At 70.3% G+C, this 14,225-nt stretch carries 12 protein-coding genes and 1 pseudogene; 9 read left to right on the top strand and 4 right to left on the bottom strand.

Translation table 11 applies throughout. The features are described 5' to 3' along the window. Positions 1-25 precede the first annotated feature (25 nt). Both DEJ35_RS03775 and DEJ35_RS03780 read left to right on the top strand, forming a co-directional pair. Positions 26-1,846: a DUF4012 domain-containing protein gene (locus DEJ35_RS03775; RefSeq protein WP_111123703.1), complete on the top strand. Its 1,821-nt coding sequence runs from the start codon at positions 26-28 to the stop codon at positions 1,844-1,846. Positions 1,847-2,224: 378 nt separating this feature from the next. Beyond that, the gene (locus tag DEJ35_RS03780) at positions 2,225-2,788 is read left to right on the top strand and encodes a hypothetical protein (protein ID WP_110858813.1); all 564 of its coding nucleotides are present in this window, start codon (positions 2,225-2,227) and stop codon (positions 2,786-2,788) included. A 100-nt stretch (positions 2,789-2,888) separates the two neighbouring features. On the opposite strand, the gene DEJ35_RS03785 is transcribed toward DEJ35_RS03780, so the two are convergent. Continuing rightward, positions 2,889-3,359 carry a VanZ family protein gene (locus DEJ35_RS03785; protein WP_111123702.1) on the bottom strand — a complete coding sequence of 157 codons (471 nt, stop codon included), beginning with the start codon at positions 3,357-3,359 and terminating at the stop codon, positions 2,889-2,891. A 206-nt stretch (positions 3,360-3,565) separates the two neighbouring features. On the opposite strand from DEJ35_RS03785, the gene DEJ35_RS03790 reads away from it, so the two are divergent. The 4 genes from DEJ35_RS03790 to DEJ35_RS03805 all read left to right on the top strand — a co-directional run bounded on the left by DEJ35_RS03790 (position 3,566) and on the right by DEJ35_RS03805 (position 10,967). Continuing rightward, a complete protein-coding gene (locus DEJ35_RS03790) occupies positions 3,566-4,114 on the top strand; it encodes a DapH/DapD/GlmU-related protein (RefSeq protein WP_111123701.1) in 549 nt (182 codons plus the stop codon). 420 nt (positions 4,115-4,534) lie between these two features. Continuing rightward, positions 4,535-4,864, top strand: a complete 330-nt coding sequence (locus DEJ35_RS03795) for a hypothetical protein (protein WP_027465011.1) — start codon at positions 4,535-4,537, stop codon at positions 4,862-4,864. 101 nt (positions 4,865-4,965) lie between these two features. Further along, positions 4,966-5,295: a hypothetical protein gene (locus DEJ35_RS03800; protein WP_027465012.1), complete on the top strand. Its 330-nt coding sequence runs from the start codon at positions 4,966-4,968 to the stop codon at positions 5,293-5,295. A gap of 224 nt (positions 5,296-5,519) precedes the next feature. After that, entirely contained in the window at positions 5,520-10,967 is a 5,448-nt protein-coding gene (locus DEJ35_RS03805; RefSeq protein WP_146244740.1) for an Ig-like domain-containing protein, read from the top strand. 86 nt (positions 10,968-11,053) lie between these two features. Here DEJ35_RS03805 and DEJ35_RS03810 read toward each other — a convergent pair whose 3' ends face one another. Genes DEJ35_RS03810 through DEJ35_RS03820 form a run of 3 tightly spaced genes read right to left on the bottom strand, consistent with a single transcriptional unit; the run spans position 11,054 to position 12,823 of the window. Further along, positions 11,054-11,785, bottom strand: coding sequence for an SOS response-associated peptidase (locus DEJ35_RS03810; protein WP_111192082.1), 732 nt, complete (start codon positions 11,783-11,785; stop codon positions 11,054-11,056). Positions 11,786-11,831: 46 nt separating this feature from the next. Continuing rightward, the gene (locus DEJ35_RS03815; protein WP_146244741.1) at positions 11,832-12,134 is read right to left on the bottom strand and encodes a hypothetical protein; all 303 of its coding nucleotides are present in this window, start codon (positions 12,132-12,134) and stop codon (positions 11,832-11,834) included. A gap of 2 nt (positions 12,135-12,136) precedes the next feature. Next, positions 12,137-12,823: a hypothetical protein gene (locus DEJ35_RS03820; RefSeq protein WP_111192084.1), complete on the bottom strand. Its 687-nt coding sequence runs from the start codon at positions 12,821-12,823 to the stop codon at positions 12,137-12,139. A gap of 129 nt (positions 12,824-12,952) precedes the next feature. Here DEJ35_RS03820 and DEJ35_RS03825 point away from each other — a divergent pair, with 129 nt between their 5' ends. The 3 genes and pseudogenes from DEJ35_RS03825 to DEJ35_RS03835 form a co-directional block, all read left to right on the top strand. After that, complete coding sequence (locus tag DEJ35_RS03825) at positions 12,953-13,378, top strand: organic hydroperoxide resistance protein (RefSeq protein WP_027465016.1); 426 nt, start codon at positions 12,953-12,955, stop codon at positions 13,376-13,378. A 10-nt stretch (positions 13,379-13,388) separates the two neighbouring features. Further along, a complete protein-coding gene (locus tag DEJ35_RS03830; protein ID WP_027465017.1) occupies positions 13,389-13,775 on the top strand; it encodes a YchJ family protein in 387 nt (128 codons plus the stop codon). A gap of 165 nt (positions 13,776-13,940) precedes the next feature. Continuing rightward, positions 13,941-14,225 (top strand): annotated as a pseudogene (locus DEJ35_RS03835) (multidrug DMT transporter permease); the annotation flags it as partial.

Raw genomic sequence — 14,225 nt, forward strand, 5'->3', positions numbered from 1 at the left:
ACGCACGGAACCGTAGGATCGCCTCATGTCCGACGCGCCCGAGTCGCGACGCACTGCAGCACGCCGGGGGTCCAGGGCCCGGATCGTCCTGTGGGTCGTCCTCGCCCTTGTCCTGCTGCTGATCCTCGCCGTCGCCTGGGTCGGTGTCCGCGGCATGCTCGCGAAGGGGCACCTGGAGCGGGCCGTCGGGGATGTGGACACGCTCCGGTCCCAGCTGACCGGTGGTGATACCGCCGCCGCCCAGAAGACGGCGCGTCACCTTGAGGACGAAGCAGCGTCGGCTCGGGCACTGACCGGTGACCCGGTCTGGGGCGCGGCACAGTCCGTGCCGTTCTTCGGGACCAACCTGCGGGCCGTGCGGGACGTGTCGGTGATCGTCGATGACGTGGCCAGCGACGCGGTCAGTCCGGTCGCCGGCGTCATCGGAGGCCTCGGGTCGGACTCGTTCGCGCCGAAGAACGGCAAGATCGACCTCGAGCCGATCGAGGACGCGCAGCCAGCGGTCGCCGAGGCCGCGAAGACGCTTCAGCAGGCACGCGGCGACGCCGCGCGGATCGACACCAGCGGAACACTGTCGCCGGTCACCACCGCCGTGGGACAGTTGCGGAACGCGCTGTCATCAGCGTCCGAGCAGGCGGTCGCAGCGAACCGCATCGTGCAGCTCGCGCCGGCGATGCTCGGTCACGACGGGGATCGGAACTACCTGCTGTTGTTCCAGAACAACGCCGAGTTGCGCGCGGGCGGGGGCATCCCCGGGGCAGTGGCGCTCCTGCAGGTGAAGGACGGCGCGATCAACTTGGGAAGCCAAGCGTCCGGGTCGTCTTTCGGACCGTACGACAAGCCGGTGCTGCCGCTGACCGACGACACGCGTGGGCTCTACGGAGACATCACCGGCGAGTACATGCAGGACGTCACGCTCACGCCGCGCTTCGACGTGTCGGCGAAGCTCGCGCGGGAGATGTGGAAGCAGCGGTTCGCGCAGCAGGTCGACGGCGTACTCGCCATCGACCCCGTGACGCTGAGCTACGTGCTCAGGGCGACCGGCCCCGTGCAGCTGCCGACCGGCGACACCCTGACCGCAGACAACGCGGTCCAGATGCTGCTGAGCGATGTGTACGCCAAGTACCCAGACCCGGTCGTGCAGGACGCGTTCTTCGCCTCCGCCTCCAGCGCGGTGTTCGACAAGGTCGCGTCGGGCGGGTTCGACACGAAGGCCTTCGTGTCTGCGCTGACCCAGAGCGCTGACGAGAGCCGCCTGCGTCTCTGGAGCGCCGACACGGCGGAGCAGCGCCGCATCAGCGGGACGCCGGTTGCCGGCGAGCTGCCGACGGCGACCGCCGACTCGAGCCAGTTCGCCGTCTACCTGAACGACGGCACCGGCTCGAAGATGGACTACTACCTCGACAAGAGCGTCTCCGTCGGCAGCTCGGTGTGCCGGAAGGACGGGCGCCCCACGTCGGTCGTCGAGATCACCCTGAAGAACACAGCACCTGCCGATGCCGCGACGAGCCTGCCGCGGTACGTGACGGGTGGCGGCGACTTCGGTGTCGAGCCCGGGAAGATCAAGACCCTGCTCGCCGCGTACGCACCCGAGGACGCGATCTTCCTCGGTGCCACGAAGGACGGCAAGACGACGGCCGTGCAGACGGCAACCGACGGTGGGCACCCCGTGGCCCAGCTGCAGACCATGCTCGCCCCCGGCGAGAGCCTGACCTACCGCGTTGCCTTCCTCGGCGAGGCGAAGTACGCGAAGGCAGCGGTGCAGGCGAACTCGACTCCCGGCGTCCGGCAGACCGAGGCCAAGCCCCTTACGTTCGACTGTGAGCAGCCTCTCGCCGCTGGCTGACACCGGAAGCTCCGCAAAGCGAACCGAGAGCGTGCCCCCACTCCGAGGGGCAGGAGGCCAACCTGTCCGGGTCCAAAGGCCCTTGATCTGATGCACAGCGTGTTCTAATTCCCATGAGGACCCCTCTCACCTGGGGTTTCTGTCGCCTGGAGCCTCGATTGACCGATGGTAAGGCCGTGCGACCCGGGGCTGACGCGGATGAACACACGTCGACCAATGACCAAAATCCACGTGATCTGGTACCAAGCTGTGAAACTCCGCTAGATTGAGACAACTTCGCCATAACAACCGCCATCTCTGTGGCTGGGGTCAACGATCGGCGAACAGCGGGCTCTGGGTGTCAGGGTCTGGATTTTCAGATCTTTAGGGGAACCATTCATGAAGAAGCTCATCGCAGCGGTGGTGCTGGCTGGCGCCGCACTGCTCGCCACTCCGGCCGTCGCCAACGCCGCCGGCTACACGCCTGACTCCGACGTCTCCGTCTCGGGCACCGCCGTCGCCGGTGGCACCGCTTCGGTGAACTTCACCGAGGGCGCGTTCCAGGACAACGAGACCGTCAACGTCCAGGTCACCGGTGCCGGTGCGGTCACGCTCGGCGCGCTGCCGACCACGACCGTCTCGAAGACCTACACGGCCGCTTCGGACGGTTCGCTCGACGTCAACGTCACGTTCCCCCAGGGCGCCTCGGGCACCTACAACCTGACCGCCACCGGCGCCACCTCGGGCGTCGTCGGCTTCGCGGCCTTCACCGTCGCCCCGGCTGACGCTGCTGTTGTCCCCGCCGCTGGCGCGGGCGCCGGTACCGGCACCGACGGCACGCTGGCCTTCACGGGTTCGACCGTCTCCGCCCTGGCCCTCTGGGTCGCCGGCGGCGCAGTCGTCCTCGGTGGTGGCCTCCTGCTGGTCCGCGGGTCGGTCCGCCGCCAGCGCGAATCCGTCTGAGTCTCGACACACTGAACGAAGCCCCCGGAGCATCTGCTCTGGGGGCTTCGTCGTGTCCGGGGACTGTGCCCTGTGTTGGAGCAGCTCCGGGGGGCCGTCGTCAGGGGTGCCGACGCCAAGCCGCTCGGCTGAGCAGTAGCACGCCCATTACGGCACCCAGGAGTGCCCCCACGCCGTTCGCGACGACGTCGTCGATGGTCGCGGTGCGGGCCGGCAGGAACAGCGCCTGGCCGGTCTCGATGCATGCACTGACGACGAGCCCCCCGGCGATGGCGGCCCACCACCACCGCGCACCGGCGAGTAGCACCACGAGCAGGCCGAGCGGCACGAAGTAGACCACGTTCGCCAGGGACTCCACGTCGGCGTAGTCGATGCGCTCCGGCAGGCCGTGACGGTGCGCCGCTGCGAGGACGCGGGTGAGCCACGGACCTCCCGCAATGTCCACGGGGGAGCCCCAAAATCCGACGAGCGTCAGGGTGACGCCGTAGGCGACCGCCAGCCCCGCGGCGAACCGACGGCTGCGCCAGGTGGCCGGGGCGCGGTCGTCGACGCGGGGCTTGTCGGAGGTCACATGCCGACGTTAGCGAGTCGCGCCTCCATTCCAATGTCCGTAGTGTTGTGGACCCTGATCCGCCGGAGGATCAGCCGTGAGATGTCGATGGTGTGGAGCGGTCGGGCGTATTCGTGTGACCGTCCTTCAGTTGTAGCCACGACGGTGAACGACGAAACGTCCCGAGGCGGGTGTGCAATGAGCGCCATCCACGTATCGTGTCGACCGTGAAGAGCCTCGCTACGTTCGTTGCATCCCTGCCGTTCCCCGCGTCGCGCAGGTGGCAGCTGCTGTCGGCATTGGGCGTTGTGAAGGCAGCAGTCGGCGTGGAGCGCGGCGTCCGTTTTTGGAACACGAAGGTGTCGATCGGTGCCGGTTCGTACCTCAACCGTGAAGCCACCTTCGAGGGTAAGGGTCTGATCACTGTTGGCACCCGAGTGGCAATCGGACCTGGGGTGATGATCCTCACCTCGACGCATGAAATGGGGCCGTCGGAGTGGCGAGCGGGTAGCGGCGTCCCAAAGAACCTGCCTGTGTCGATCGGTGACGGATCGTGGATCGGTGCTCGAGTAACCATCCTTCCGGGCGTGACTATTGGTCGTGGGTGCGTGATCGCTGCTGGATCGGTAGTGCGGGAGGACTGCCCGGACGACACGTTCTGGGCTGGTGTCCCTGCCGTCCTGAAGCGTGATCTTCCTGCTGGTGCAGGCCCTGAAACCACACCGGTAGCAGCAGCAGGTCCTGCGCTCGGCGAACCTCCACTAACGGCGCTCTGAGCGTCCGGGCCAAGAGCTGTGCCCTCAACATCGTTCTCATCCTTCAGGTTGTTCTCGGTGCGCTGGCGAACCCGTGTCGGAAGCTGCTCACTGTTGGAGTCTTAGGAGACGACACGGTTGTGCCAGTGAGTGCCTCTCGTAGAAGTCCAAGAACCGATGCCTTCGGGCGCACTGCGCCGACTCAAACGATCGGCCGTTCTTGCCGTCGCGTCCCCCGATTCGCGGCGATCCGGAAAACGAGTACCCCGATCCTGACGCTGTACCCCGGAAGTGTGACGCACCTGCCCGGAAATCCGGGGCTAGGCGAAGGGTCGCATTGACGGAACCCGTGAATCCACGGGCCTCGCTGGCGATCCCCTCCGCACTTCTCGTAGCGTTCTGGTGTCAGCAGATGTACCCCGGATCGTGAAGGAGAGCGACATGAGCATCACCGTGAACAACGCGACGCAGGCCGAGGTCACCCTCGACACCGACACCGTGGACACCATCGCGATCCTCGAAGCCGATGCAGCGCTCTCGACGCGTCCCAAGCGCGCCAAGGTCACCTGGGTGCAGGAAGACCAGGGCGAGTGGATCGCCGGCTACGGCGGGTACTTCGGCGGCAGCGTCGACAAGCGCGACGACCGTTACGTGGCCTCCGACACCTTCGGGCTCGTCGTGGGCGAGTTCTCCTCCCTCGAAGAGGCGCAGACCAAGCTCGAGGACCAGCTGCACGTCATGCTCCCGCCGGTGATCCGGCCGGTCGAGTGACGACAGCGGACACCAGCACCATCGGCGTCGATCGCGACGCCCGCACCACTCGGAACCACCGGCACCACCCAGAACGCAGCACAGCACGAAGGAGCAGGACCATGAGCACGACCGTCGCCCACCGCCAGCAGGCCGAGGTGACCCTGGACACCCAGACGATCGAGGTCATCGCCGAGATCGAGGCCCAGGTCGTGGCTCCCGTGCAGGCAGCCCCCGTCCGCATCTCGTGGGCCCAGGCCGACACGGGCCTGTGGGTCGCGAACTACGGCGGCTACTACGGCGGCACCGTCGACCGTCAGGGCAGCCACTTCTTCGTCGCCGACACCTTCGGTGAGTACGTCGGGGACTTCCGTTCCCTCGACGAGGCGAAGGCGCGCCTGGCCGAGCGCCTGCACGTGCTGCTGCCGGACGTCATCCGTCCGACCGCCTGATCCACTGCTGATCGCCCCCTGATCTTCGAACCCCCGCCGGCCTGCCGGCGGGGGTTCTTCGCGTCTGCGGAGTACCCCCTGAACGAGTGGTCCCCCCTATTGGGGACCCGGTTTGTCCCCATCCGAACTCGAAGAACTGCCAGGATCAACCTGGCGCCAACGACCGTTCTCCCTGATCCTCCGGTCGGTCTCGGTGCCCGCATCGTCTCGACCCGAAAGTGATCATGCAGCGTACGAACCCGGGCACCGCTGTGCCCAGACGCCGTCCCGGCCTGCGCGCCGTCGCCATGCTCGGCGCCGCGCTCCTCGCCGGCGTCGGTCTGACCCAGGCCGTCGTGGCCGACCCCGCCGCTGCAGCCGGCGCGCTGTCGTGCGACCAAAACACGCTGTACGGCATCAACACCGCCGCGAACCAGCTCGCCGCCATCGACGCCACCACCGGTGCCGTCACGAACGTGACGAGCATGGCGCCGGGCAACAACGCCCTCGCGGTCGCCCGCAACGGTGTCGCCGCCTACGCCTCGGTCAACAACGGCAACACGATCACCGGGTACGACGCCGTCGCCGGTGCCCCGATCACGGACGTGCCCGCTGCCGACCCGAACGGTGACCACCAGCTGCTCCGTGGTGCGATCAACCCGGCGACGGGGGTCTACTACTACGCCAGCGGTGCGAACCCTGCCTACCTCGGGGCGTACGACACGAAGACCGGCGCGAAGATCGGGCAGGTCGGCACCATCGGCAACCTGCTCACCGGTAAGAACGGCGACATGGCGTTCAGCACCCGCGGGTTGCTCTTCGTCGTCACCGGCAACGAGATCCGCCGTGTCGACACCGAGACGGTCCCCGCGACCGCCGGCACCGCGGTGCTGACCACGTCGAAGGTCGCGACCCTTCCGATCGACGCCAGCACGAACGGCAGCCCCGGCATCGCGTTCTCGTCCGACGGCTACCTGTTCGCCTCGGTCGGGTCGACCATGTACAAGATCGACCCGGGCTCCGGCGCGCAGGTCAGCACGTTCACGATCGCGGACGGCTACTCGCCGAGCGACCTCGCGTCCTGCAACTACGCCAACACCGTGGCGGCGCAGTCGAGCGTCGACCAGCGGTGGAGCTCGTCCGACCAGTTCGGGCTCGCCGTGACCGGCGGCGGCGTCTCGACCGGCAACACGGCGACCACCGACGGCACGGCCGCCGGCACCCAGCCGCAGAAGGCCGGCGCGGTCCTGTCGACGCCGAACAAGACGTACACCGCACGGCAGACCGCGGCCGGCACCACAGACCTGTCGAACTACACCACCTCGTGGAAGGCCGTGAACCTCAACAGCGGCGCCCTCGTCGCCAGCGGCACCGGCACCACGGGGACCTTCACGTTCCCGGCGGCCACCACCGCGGACGGCACGGACGTCCTGGTCACCTTCACGAACACGCTGAAGGCCACGCACGTCACCACCAGCAGCGACACCGCCACGACCCCCACCGGCACGACGCTGAAGGTGCCGGCCGCCTCGGGCGTGCTCGCGAACGACAGCGGCACCGGCCTGTCCGTCGTCTCGAACACCACGCCCGCGCACGGCACCGCCACGGTCGCCGCCGACGGTTCGTACACGTACACCCCGGCCGGCGGGTTCTCCGGCTCGGACACGTTCCAGTACACGGCGAAGGACTCGTCGGGGCAGACCTCGACCAGCACCGTGACCGTCACGGTCGCACCGAAGGGCTCGGACGACGCGTACAGCGTGCACGCGGGCACCGTGCTCAAGGTGAACGCCGCGGACGGCGTCCTGACGAACGACCGCGGGTCGGACCTGACCCTCACCGGCCACGGCCAGCCGTCACACGGTCTCGTGAAGATCGGGCCCGACGGGTCGTTCTCCTACGGTGCCGACAAGGGCTTCTCCGGGCCGGACTCCTTCACGTACACCGCGAAGGACGGCGCCGGCGCGACCGTCACCGCGACCGTGCGCCTCACCGTGCTGCCCACCGCGACGGCCGATGCCGTCACCGCGACGGCCGGGTCGACGACGACCGGCAACGTGCTCACGAACGACCTGGGCACCGGCCTGACGGTCACCGGCAGCAGCACTCCCGCTCACGGCTCGGCGACGGTGCGTCCGGACGGCTCGTACTCGTACACCCCGGCAGCCGGGTTCTCCGGCACCGACTCCTTCACCTACACCGTGACCGACGGCAGCGGCGGGACCGACACCGTCACCGTCACCGTGCAGGTCGCCCCGGCCGCACAGGACGACACCGTCAAGGTCGCCGCGGGCGGCACGGCCACCGCCGGCACCAGTGCGACCGGCGTGCTCGGCAACGACTCCGGCACCGGGCTCACCGTGGCGTCGAACACGTCCCCCTCGCACGGTGCGCTGACGCTCGACAAGGCCACCGGCGCGTATACGTACACCCCGACCGACGGGTACTCCGGCCCCGATGCGTTCACGTACACGGCCGTCGACGGCTCCGGCTCGCCGAGCACCGCGACCGTCACCATCACCGTCGACCCGACGATCGGCGCCGACACCGCGTCGACGGACGCCGGCACCCCGGTGGCGATCGACGTGCAGGCCAACGACCGCGGTTCGGACCTCGAGACCACGATCGTCACCGGTCCGTCCCACGGCACGGCCGTCCTCGCAGCGGACGGGTCGGTCGAGTACACGCCGACCGCCGGGTCGTCCGGCACCGACTCGTTCACCTACACGGTGACCGACGGCAGCGGTGTCACCACCGGTGCCGCGACCGTCACGATCACCGTGCGACCCGTCGCGACGGCCGACACGGTGTCGACCCGGGCCGACGAGGCGCTGACGATCGACGCCGCCGCCCTGACCGGCAACGACCGGGGCACGGGGCTGACCGTGACCGACGTGACCGCAGGTGGGGCCGCCGGCACCGGTGACGCCGCCCGCGGCACCGTCGCCCTCGACCGTGCCACCGGCCGCGTCGTCTACACCCCGGCCGACGGCTTCTCGGGCACGGACACCTTCACCTACACGGTGACCGACACCGCCGGCCGCTCCACCACCGGCACGGTCACGGTCGTCGTCGGCCCCCGCGCCACGGCCGACACCGCCACCGCCACGGCCGGCTCGACCCTGACCGTCGCGAAGGGCGACGGCGTGCTCGCGAACGACCGGGGCACCGGCCTGACCGCGGCCGTCGACCAGCAGCCGGCGCGCGGCACGGTCGAGCTCGCGGGGAACGGCTCGTACACGTACACGCCGAAGGACGGCTTCTCGGGCACGGACACCTTCACCTACACGGCGACGGACCCCGCCGGCCGCACCACCACCGGCACCGTGACGGTCACGGTCCGCCCCGGCACGGAGCCCGACACCGTCACCGTCGCGGCGGGTGGCAGCACCACCGTCACCTCCGGCGCCCTGACGGGCAACGACCACGGCACCGGCCTGACCGTCGTGTCCGTCTCCGGCGGCGATCACGGCACCGCGACCCGCAACGGCGACGGCACGATCACCTACACGCCGAAGGACGGCTTCTCCGGCACGGACACCGTCACGTACACGGTGACGGACCCGTCGGGCGCCACGAACACCGGCACCGTGACGGTCACCGTCACCCCGGTCGCCGGCGGCGGGTCGACCTCGGCCGAGGCCGACGCCACCACCACCGTGCCGGCCGGCACCGGCCTGCTCGACGGTGCGAAGGGCACCGACCTGGCGGTCACCGACCACACGAAGCCCGAGCACGGCGACGTGACGGTCGACGAGGACGGTTCGTACACGTACAAGCCCGAGCCGGGCTACTCCGGCCCGGACGGGTTCGACTACACGGTCACCGACGGCTCCGGCGGGACGACCACGGGCACCGTGACGATCGTCGTCGCCCCGAAGGCCGCCGCGGACACCGCGACGACGAGCGCCGCGACCCCGGTCGACGTCGCCGTCACCGGCAACGACTCGGGCACGGAGCTCGCCGTCACCGCGGTCTCGAAGCCCGGCCACGGAACCGCCACGATCACCGGCAGCACGACGGCCGGTGGCAGCTCGGTCACGTACACGCCCGCCGACGGGTTCTCCGGCACGGACACGTTCACCTACACGGTGACCGACCCGACCGGCGGCACCGCGACGGCGACGGTCACCGTGACCGTCACGCCGACCGCGGTCGCCGACGCCCTGCGCACCGCGGCGAACACCGCGTTGCCGATCAGCGGCGCGACCCTGACCGGCAACGACCGCGGCACCGGCCTCGCCGTCACCGCGCACGGCCGCGCCGAGCACGGCACCGTGACCGACGGCACCGAGCCCGGCTCGCTCGTCTACACCCCGGCCAAGGGTTCCTCCGGCGCGGACACGTTCGAGTACACGGTGACCGACGGCGCCGGACGGACATCGACCGCGACGGTCACGGTCCTCGTCGGCGTCGCCGCGGTCGACCACTGGCACACCATGTCGACGAACCGCAGCATGCGCATGTCCGCCGACGAGGGCGTGCTGGTCGGTGACTCCGGTCGTGGGCTCTGGGCCGCCATGGAGACGAAGCCGTTCAACGGCACGCTGTCGCTCGAGAAGGACGGCTCGTACGTCTACACGCCCACGTCGAACTGGTCCGGACGTGACTGGTTCACCTACTCGGCCAACGACGCCGACGGCACCGCCGCGTTCGCGCGCGTCGTCATCGACGTCGCCCCGGTCGCGAAGGACGACAAGGCGACGACCACCGCCGGCAAGACGGTCCGGGTCGCCGGCCACGGCGTGCTCGGCAACGACCACGGTGACGCCCTGACGGTCGTCGCGGTGGGCCAGGCCCGTCACGGCAAGGCCACCATCGCCGCCGACGGCACGTTCGTCTACACCCCGGCGAAGGGCTTCTCGGGCACCGACACCGTCACGTACCGTGCCCAGGACTCGACGGAGCAGCAGGTCGACGCCACCGTCACGATCACGGTCGGCATCGCCGCAGCGGACGACACCGGGCACACCGTGTCCGGGACGCCCGTCACCCGTGACGCCCGCCACGGCTTGCTCGCCGACGACCAGGGCACCGGCCTCACCGCCGCCCCGGCCCGGAAGCCCGCCCACGGCACCGTCTCGATCCAGCGGAACGGCGCGTACGTCTACACCCCGGCCGCCGGCTTCACCGGCACGGACGCCTTCACGTACACGGTGACGGACGCCTCGGGGCAGAAGGCCACCGCCACCGCGACCATGACCGTGGTCGCCGCGGCGGTCGCCACCGACGACTCCGCCACCGGGATCGTCGGACACCGGGTCGTCGTGGATCCGCTCGACAACGACTCCGCCACCGGTGGGGCCGCGTTCGAGCCGGGCACGCTGCACCTGCTCCACCCCGAGTCCGGCACACCGACCGACCGCGTGGTGGTCGCCGACCAGGGCACGTGGACCATCCGCGACGGCCGGGTCGTCTTCACGCCGGAGGACGGCTTCACCGGAACCACCTTCGTCGGTTACACGGTCACCGACAGCGCGGGTCAGACGGTCACCGCGACCGTCACGGTCACGTTCCCGACCGGGCTCGCCGCGATCGTCCACGGCACCCAGCTCGCCTTCACGGGCGTGACCGGACTGGTCGGTCTCGGGCTCGCGGCACTCGCGCTCATGCTGGCAGGCGTGCTCCTGGTGACCCGACGACGGATCGCGGTCCGCGTCGCGCCGGGCATCCGCCGCAGCGCACGTCCGTAACACGGCACCGGACTGGAGGCCCGGATCACCGCAGCAGACCGGCTGCGGTGATCCGGGCCTCCTGTCCGCGCGCGGGGCGCGACCGCCTACGCGACGGGCGCGATGAGCTGCGGTCCGTCGTTCCGCACGCTGTTCACCGTGCGGGAGACCTCGTACTGCGCAAGGCCCGCCGCCACCGTCAGCGACTCGTGGTCGAGCAGGGCCAGCAGGTCGTCGGAGTGCAGGTCGCCGCCGAGCCAGTCGTCGTAGCCGTCGGGCGTCAGGAAAGCCGGCATGCGGTCGTGGACCTCGCCCGGGGCGACGTGGGCGTCACGGGTGATGATCGCGAGCGACAGCCGCCACTTGTCCGGGTCGCCCTCGGGTTTCGTGGGGTCGGGCCAGGCACTGACGACGCCGGCCATCGCGAGGGCGCCGCCGGGTTCGTGCACGAAGTGGGGCTCCTTGCCGTCTTCGCGCACCACCCACTCGTAGTACCCCTGCGCCGGCACGATGCAGCGGTTCGTGGCGAAGGCCCGCTTGAACATGCCGCTCGTCGCGACCGTCTCGATGCGGGCGTTGATCGGCTTCGGGCGCTGCTTCTGGAAGTCCTTCGCCCAGCTCGGCACGAAGCCCCAGCTGATCTGCGGCAGCTCGCGTTCGCCGTGCCGCTGGCGGACGGCGTACACGGGGTCGGTCGGGGCGACGTTCCAGCTCGGGGCGAGGCCGGGGTGCACCTCGCCGGTGTCCTCGTCGACGTGCTCGGTCCGGGCGGCGAGCTCGCCCATGAGCTCGGGCAACAGATCGGCCGTGGTGTCGGAGACGACGAACCTTCCACACATGCGCCCAGTGTGCCCGTCGCCGCCGACAGTGGTGCGCGTCACGGTGTCAGGAAATGGGGCGTGCGGGCGTCTCCGGTGCGGGGTCGAGGGAATCGGCGGCCAGGCGGGCTCGTTCGGAGCGGCCGAGTTTGACGACGTACTCCGACAGCCCGAGCGCCAGCAGCACCATCGCGGCCACGCTGCGGACCGGGGTGGCCCCCGTCCAGTCGACCCGGGCCTCCAGGACGGCCATGCCGACCAGCGCGACGACCGCCGCGAACCCGGACCACAGGGCCGCGCGACGGACGCGTGCCGGACCCAGCACGTCCGTGACGCGCCGACGGAAGACCTGCCACCCGAGCGTGAACACGGTCACTCCTCCGGCAGGGCGAGCTTGCTGCCGCTCCGCGCGCCGGGACGGCCGCGAGGTGGCACGGGCGGGGGGACCGGTGGGAGCGCTTCGGCCTCCACGCGGAGCTGCTCCTGACGGCCGAGGGTGCGCAGTCCTCCGATCGCGGTGACGGCGCCGCTCAGGGGCACGACGAACCAGAAGGCGGACAGCCCGACGAGTCCGTCGCCGGCCGGCACGGTGGCGACGTTGACCACCACGGTGGCGACGAGTGCCAGGGCCCAGCCGCCGAGCAGCAGGAAGCCACGGAACGCTCCACGGACGATCAGGTCGCGGGTCTCGGGCATGCGGTCGAGGACAGCGTCACGGTGCTTCGGGTCGACCGGAGGTGCGTTGCGGCGGTAGTACCGGGCGACGGCCTCCTGCGTGCGCCATCCGATGCCGGGGATCGGTGCGACCGCCCACCCCTTCGGGCCGATGGGGACGAAGCACGAACCGATCCCGCCGACGCCGGCCGCGAACAGTGCCGATGCGACCAGCCACACCGCGAGGGGGACCGAACCGTCGTCCACGAGCAGCGCGAGGCACTGCAACCCGATGAACGCGACCAGCGCGACGACGGCGGCGACGATCACGACGCGACGGCGGTACTGCGGCCCGATGAGTGCGGGAGCCCGCCCCCGGAACACCTGCCACCCGGTCTTGAACACGCGTCATGTCTACCCGGTGGGGGTGCGGGGTGCCCGGACACGCCCGAACACTTCCGCTCGGCGCCACCGCACCCGCGACGTGGTGCTGCCGCTCAGGGTTCGTCCAGGTGGGCACGGTGACCTCGGAGCATGAGTCTCGACATCGTCTACACCGCCGCCGCCCACGCCACCGGAGGCGGCCGCGACGGACACGTCCGCAGCGAGGACGACCGGCTCGACCTCGACACCCGCCCGCCCAAGGAGATGGGCGGCAGCGGCGAGGGCACGAACCCCGAGCAGCTCTTCGCCGCCGGGTACGCCGCGTGCTTCCTCGGTGCCCTGCACGCCGCCGGCAAGGAGCTCGAGGTCGACACCACCGGCGCCGAGGTCTCCGCCGAGGTCGGCATCGGCGGCACCGGCAACGGCGCCTTCGGTCTCGCGGTCGAGCTCGACGTCTACGCCCCGAACGCCCCGCAGGAGCAGCGCCAGCGCCTGGCCGAGCGTGCACACGAGATCTGCCCGTACTCGAACGCCACCCGCGGCAACATCACCGTCACGCTGTCCATCGTCGACTAGCGTTCGGCCGGTGGTCACCGACACGACGCGCTGCCCCTGCCTGAGCGGCAACCCCTACGGGGAGTGCTGCGGCCCCCTGCACGCCGGGGCCGTGGCGCCGACCGCGGAACGGCTCATGCGCTCCCGCTTCAGCGCCTTCGCGCTGGGCCTGCCGGAGTACCTGCTGCTCACCTGGCACCCGCGCACCCGCCCGGCGGGTCTCGAGTTGGACCCGACCCAGCGCTGGACCCGGTTGGACGTGCTGGCGACCACCTCGGGAGGCCCGTTCGACTCCCACGGCACCGTCACGTTCCGCGCGTGGTGGCGTTCCGACGACGAGCGCGGCACGCTCGAGGAGACGAGCGACTTCGTCCGCGAGCAGGGACGATGGTTCTACGTGGACGGCGTGGTCGCCTGACCGTCAACGCCAGGCCCCTCAGACTCATCGGCAGCTGACTTTCTGTATCGCATACGACCGGTAGAGTTTCAGCGCTAGCGCCCACAAGTAACGCGTTGGTGAAGGGGCGGCTGACTTGGTGCTTCACCGACCGCTCCCGGATCCGCCGATCGAGTCTGGCCTCTGATGAGCGCGAGCGCGCTCGCTGGGCTGATGATCCCGGTGGCCCTGATCAGTGCGGTGTTCCTGTCGCTCGGGGCGCAGTTCCAGAGCCGCGGGGTGCAGCGGGTCGAGGCGCGTCTCGGGCGGCAGTCGAAGGGGCTGAGCGTCCGGCACGTGGTCGGGCTCGTCTCGAGCGGTTACTGGGTGCTCGGCACACTCATGCTCGGCATCGCGGTGGTCCTGCAGCTGGTCAGCATCACGTTCGCGCCCCTGATCGTCGTGCAGCCGCTGGGTGCCGTGGCGTTGGTC

This window comes from Curtobacterium sp. MCPF17_051 (assembly GCF_003234595.1).
Lineage (GTDB): Bacteria > Actinomycetota > Actinomycetes > Actinomycetales > Microbacteriaceae > Curtobacterium > Curtobacterium flaccumfaciens.

Bases quoted from the DNA above. Each gene is read 5' to 3' on its own strand.
- DEJ35_RS03775 (WP_111123703.1), top strand. From the start codon at position 26: ATGTCCGACGCGCCCGAGTCGCGACGCACTGCAGCACGCCGGGGGTCC.
- DEJ35_RS03780 (WP_110858813.1), top strand. From the start codon at position 2,225: ATGAAGAAGCTCATCGCAGCGGTGGTGCTGGCTGGCGCCGCACTGCTC.
- DEJ35_RS03795 (WP_027465011.1), top strand. From the start codon at position 4,535: ATGAGCATCACCGTGAACAACGCGACGCAGGCCGAGGTCACCCTCGAC.
- DEJ35_RS03800 (WP_027465012.1), top strand. From the start codon at position 4,966: ATGAGCACGACCGTCGCCCACCGCCAGCAGGCCGAGGTGACCCTGGAC.
- DEJ35_RS03805 (WP_146244740.1), top strand. From the start codon at position 5,520: ATGCAGCGTACGAACCCGGGCACCGCTGTGCCCAGACGCCGTCCCGGC.
- DEJ35_RS03810 (WP_111192082.1), bottom strand. From the start codon at position 11,785: ATGTGTGGAAGGTTCGTCGTCTCCGACACCACGGCCGATCTGTTGCCC.
- DEJ35_RS03825 (WP_027465016.1), top strand. From the start codon at position 12,953: ATGAGTCTCGACATCGTCTACACCGCCGCCGCCCACGCCACCGGAGGC.